The organism is Amycolatopsis sp. NPDC006125 (genome assembly GCF_040614195.1).
In the GTDB taxonomy this organism is placed as follows: Bacteria; Actinomycetota; Actinomycetes; order Mycobacteriales; family Pseudonocardiaceae; genus Amycolatopsis_E; species Amycolatopsis_E tucumanensis.
In genome coordinates, this window is the sequence record NZ_JBEXTZ010000202.1 from 1 (window position 1) to 4919 (window position 4919).

At 73.4% G+C, this 4919-nt stretch carries 3 protein-coding genes and 1 pseudogene; 3 read left to right on the forward strand and 1 reads right to left on the reverse strand.

Annotation, left to right across the window (positions count from 1 at the left end):
* A pseudogene (locus ABZ193_RS43205) lies at positions 1 to 279 on the forward strand (hypothetical protein); the annotation flags it as partial.
* 190 nt (positions 280 to 469) lie between these two features.
* Here ABZ193_RS43205 and ABZ193_RS43210 read toward each other — a convergent pair.
* Complete coding sequence (locus ABZ193_RS43210) at positions 470 to 1531, reverse strand: DegT/DnrJ/EryC1/StrS family aminotransferase (protein ID WP_354714624.1); 1062 nt, start codon at positions 1529 to 1531, stop codon at positions 470 to 472.
* Positions 1532 to 1655: 124 nt separating this feature from the next.
* Between ABZ193_RS43210 and ABZ193_RS43215 the strand changes: the two genes are divergently transcribed.
* Both ABZ193_RS43215 and ABZ193_RS43220 read left to right on the forward strand, forming a co-directional pair.
* Complete coding sequence (locus tag ABZ193_RS43215) at positions 1656 to 3053, forward strand: AMP-binding protein (protein WP_354714625.1); 1398 nt, start codon at positions 1656 to 1658, stop codon at positions 3051 to 3053.
* A 427-nt stretch (positions 3054 to 3480) separates the two neighbouring features.
* Positions 3481 to 4818: a glycosyltransferase family 39 protein gene (locus tag ABZ193_RS43220; RefSeq protein ID WP_237337525.1), complete on the forward strand. Its 1338-nt coding sequence runs from the start codon at positions 3481 to 3483 to the stop codon at positions 4816 to 4818.
* The last annotated feature ends 101 nt before the right edge of the window (positions 4819 to 4919 follow it).

Sequence of the window (4919 nt, forward strand, 5' to 3'; positions counted from 1 at the left end):
GGCCGAGAACCTGATGACCACGACGGCCGCGCTGCGACGGGTCGTCCGCAGGCGCGTGCGGGACACCCCGGATCGCACTACGAGGTGCAGAGCACCGTCCCGCAGGCGCAGTTCGACTCGGTCGCACTGGGACGATCCCGCGTGGCGGCGACCGTCGCGGCGCTGCCCGCGGACGACCCGCGGCCGTGGGAGAGCCCGGCGATCCTCGCCGCGCTGCTCATCGCACTCGTCGGAATCCAGCTCGGCCGGACCTGGATTTTGCGCCGAACGGACGAATAGACTCCTCCCGGTGCGGGAGGCGAAGGGGATCCAGCGGGCGTTCCGCCCGCCCGCTGGATCCCAGGGGCCCTGTCCGCATTACAGGGCGACCTCCATGCTAATCCGTGGTACCCAAGAATTGCCTGAGAAAACCCCGCTGCCTGAGAAAACGCCGCGCCGTCCGGTGCCCGTCCACATCAGACAGCGCAGGTCACGCGCCGAGCGCTTCGCGCACCTCACGCACGACGGTGTCCACGTCGGCCTCGGACAGCGCGGGGTGCACCGGCAGCGACAGGACCTCCTCGGTGACCTTCAACGCGACCGGGAAGTCCTGCCGGGACACCGCCGGGATCTGCGGGTGCTCACGGAAGCGGTCGTCGTCGAACACCAGCTTCGGGTGGTGCACCTCGGTTTCGACGCCGCGCTGGGCCAGTTCGGCGACCAGCTCGTCGCGGGCGAGCATCGCGTGCGGGCCGATCAGCACGCTGTACCGGTGCCACGCGTGCTCGCGGCCGGGCAGCTCCGCGGGCACCGTGAGCCCGGGCGTGCCGGCCAGGCCGACGGACAGCTGCCGCGAGTTGCGCCGCCGCGCCGCGAGCAGCTCGTCCAGCCGGTCCAGCTGCGGGATGCCGACGGCGGCGTGCAGTTCGGACATGCGGTGGTCGCGCAGCAGGCGCAGGCGATCGGCCAGCCCGGCGTCGTCGGTGGTGACCACGCCCCCCTCGCCGGTGGTCACGATCTTGTTGGCGGACAACGAAAAGCAGCCGACACCGAACCCCCCGGCCGCCCGCCCGGCGAAGGTCGCGCCGACCGCCTGGGCCGCGTCCTCGACCAGGTGCAGCCCGTGTTCCTCCGCCAGCGGGGCGAGCTTGCCCATGTCCGCGGTCTGGCCGTAGAGGTGGACCGGGAGGATCACGCGGGTCTCCGGCGTGATCTCGGCCGCGACCGCGTCCGGGTCGACCGCGAAGTCGTCGCGGGTGATGTCGGCGAAGCGGACGGTCGCGCCCGTCGCCAGGACCGCGCGGAGCGTCGCGGCGGCGGTGAGCGGCGAGGTGATCACCTCGTCGCCGGGGCCGAGCCCGAGCGCATCGAGCGCGGTGCGGAGCGCGGCGGTGCCGCTGCTCACGGCGACCGCGTGCGCGGTGCCCGCGGCGCGGGCGAAGGCGTCCTCGAAGCGGGCGACCACCGGGCCCCGCGTGAGCGTTCCCGACCGCAGCACCTCCACCACGAGGGATTCGGCATCGCGGGCGTCGACCGCGGTGACGGGGATCATCGGCTCGGCGTTTCCTTTACTGTGTTCGGCTCAGGCGTCCGTAAGACTGTACGAATGGAACCCGCGTGGTAAACCGCATCCACCCGACTGGTGCAGGTCCGGCCCGACCGGAAGGCGCGCTCCGGTGACCCTGCTGTCTCCCGGCGCCCGGATCGTCGACGCCGAAACCGGCGCCGTCCTGGACGGTCCGGCGCTGATCACCGAGGTCGAACGGCGGGCCGACGAGCTCGCGGCCCTGCCGGACGGCGTGTTGTTCGCCCGCACCGGCGTCGACCTGAGCGGGGTGCTCACCTACGTCGCGGCGGTGCAGGCCGGGCGCGCGGTGGCGCTGGTCGACCCGGCGCTCGACGTCCCGGTGCTGGCCGGCCTGATCGAGCGGTTCCGCCCGGCGGCCGTGCTGGACGCGCCCGCCGCCGAGCCGCCAGCCGGGTATCGGGCCGCCGAGGGGAAGTGGCTGCGCCTCGACCGGGACGGGATCCGCCCGCACGGTGATCTCGCGGTGTTGCTGCCGACCAGCGGTTCGACCGGCAACCCGAAGCTGGTGCGGTTGTCCCGCAAGGCGATCCTGACCAACGCGCACGCGATCGCCGACGTGCTGGGCATCGACGAGCGCGAGGTCGCGCCCACCACGTTGCCGCTGCACTACGCGTACGGCCTGTCCGTGCTCAACTCGCACCTGGTCAGCGGCGCGACGGTCGTGGTCGAGCGGGAGGGCATCCTCGGCCGCGGGTTCTGGGACACGGTCGCCGCGCACGAGTGCACGTCGGTCGCCGGGGTGCCCTACCACTACGAGATGTTGCGGCGGTTGCGGTTCGACCCGGCGGCGAACCCGGGCGTGCACACGCTCACCCAGGCCGGCGGCCGGATGCGGCCGGAGCTGATCGCCGAGTTCGACACGTTGATGCGGTCGGCGGGCGGGCGGTTGTTCGTGATGTACGGCCAGACCGAGGCGGCGCCGCGCATGGCGATCATGCCGTCGGAGCGGCTGGCGGAGAAGATCGGCTCGGTGGGGCCCGCGCTGCCCGGCGGGCAGTTCGCGATCCGCCGCCCGGACGGCGGCGACACCACGCACCCCAAGATCACCGGCGAGATCGTCTACCGCGGGCCGAACGTGATGATGGGCTACGCGTCGACCGCGGAGGAGCTCGCGCTGGGCGACGAGTGCGGCGGCGTGCTCCCGACCGGCGACCTCGGGTACCTCGACGAGGAGGGATTCCTGTTCGTCACGGGGCGGCTCAAGCGGATCGGCAAGGTCTTCGGCAACCGGATCAGCCTGGACGACCTGGAGGCCGCGACGCGCGCGACGGGCCTGGGGATCGACATCGTGGCCGCCGTCCCGGCGGATGACAAGGTGGTGCTGTTCGCGGAGGGCGCCGCGGCCGACACCTGCAAGGCGGCGTCACACGCGCTCTCCGACCGGCTGCACCTGCACGCCTCGGGCTTCGACGTCCGCCCGATCGACACGATCCCCCTGCTGGCCAGCGGCAAGATCGACTACCAGGCGCTGGAGGAGCAGATCTGACCCGCGGGGCGGGCAGCCGGCCGCCCGCGCACCGGTGCGGTGTAAGCGAGCCCCGATGATCGGCCCCCGCCGCTACGGCGGCTTGCCACCTCGGGCCCTGCCACCCGGCGCCCGGCCCCTGCGGCGGCTCGCCCGCCTCGGGTTCCCTGCCGGCGCGGCATCGGCCGAGTAGGCGCTCGCGTCGCGAGCGGGCCGCCCACCCCCGCCACCGCGGCCACCCACCGCGGCGACCGCACCACCGCCACCGCGGCGGCCAGCCATCCCTGCCACCGCGGCCACCCACTCCCGCCACCGCAGCGACTCACCCCCGCCACCACCGCGGCCCCCACCCCACCCACCAACCCCCGAAATGTCTCGGCGACGAAACAATCCGGGCGCGGGAGCGATACCTACGGCAAGGGTGGAGCGGCGTCACGGAGGGTGAGAGGTGCCTGGTGCCCTGGTCGCCGCGTGGCTGGCGCTGGCGGGGGTGGTGACCGCGGCGTGGCCGCGCGTCGCGACGCTGCGCGCGAACCGGGGCTGGATCCTGTTCCTCGCCCTTGTGTTCGCCCTGGTCCTGCAGCTCGTCGTGGCCACGGTGCCGGACGACGCGTTCGTCACGTTCCGCTACGCCCGCAACATGGCCGAGGGCTACGGCGCCGTCTACACGATCGGCGAGCGCACCCAGGGCCTGCCGAACTTCCTGTGGCTGGTGCTGGTCACGCTGCCCGGGGCGTTGTTCGGCGCGGACGTCGTCACCGGCGCGGTCGTGCTGGGCATCGCGTGCGCGCTCGGCTGCGTTGTCGTGGCGTACCTGCTGGCGAAGCGCTTCACGACCACCGCCGGGGTCCTCGCCGCGCTGCTCACCGCGGGGGCGAGCCTGTTCGCCTCGCACGGGCTGGCCGGCACCGAGACGCCGCTGTTCGTGCTGCTCGTGCTGGCCGGGTGCCTGGCCCTGGTCACCGGCCACCCGCTGGTCGCCGGAGTGCTCGCCGCGCTGGCCGTGATGACCCGCTCCGACGGCGTCGTGTTCGCGCTGCTCGGCGAGGTCTGGCTGCTGACGGCCGCGGTGCGGCGCCGGTCGAGTTGGTGGGGCCCCGCCGGCTACCTGCTGGGCGCGCTGGTGTTCCTCGTGCCGTGGTGGGCCTGGGAGGCGACCTACTACGGGCACGCCCGGAGCGGCTGGCCCGCGTCGTCCCACCTGCCGTACGGCTTCCTGCTGTGCGCACTGGCCGCGGTGGGCGCGGCAGTGGCGTCCGGCAGGACGAGCAACCGCCCGTCGCCACGGCCCCGGCGGCGGCTGGCCGAGCGGCGTGTCATGCCGGCGGTCGCGCTCGTGCTGTGCGCGGTCAGCGTGCCGGCCGCGTTCGCCGCCCAGCAGGTCGTGCACGTCGACCGCCAGCGGATGGCGCAGACCACCGAGATCGGTCACTGGCTGCGCGACCGCCTGCCGTCCGGGTCGAACATCGACACGTTCGGCAACGCCGCGCTGGCCTACCGCGCCGGCTCCCGCATGATGATCACCGGCGTCACCGGCTCCGCCCGCGACGACGAGTACGCGCCGGTCGCGCTGTTCGGCCTGCCGGTGCTCGCCGCGCCGCTGGCCTGGTACTCGCCGGCGCAGGACTGCGGGATCGCGGAGAAGTACGCGCAGCGCTACGAGGTCGCCACCTTCCAGCGCACCGGGCTGGGCTGGCTGACGCTGTACCTGCGCGCGGACAGCGAGTCCCGCCTGCTGTCCCAGCTCTCCGGCGATGAGCGGCTGACGTACGTGCCCTGCCCCTAGATGTGCTGTTCGGGGACGTTGGTGATGGGCTGACACGCTGAGGATGATCTTGATATGGGTGAGGACCTCCGGGTTCGGTGTGGATTGCGAGATCAACGCCG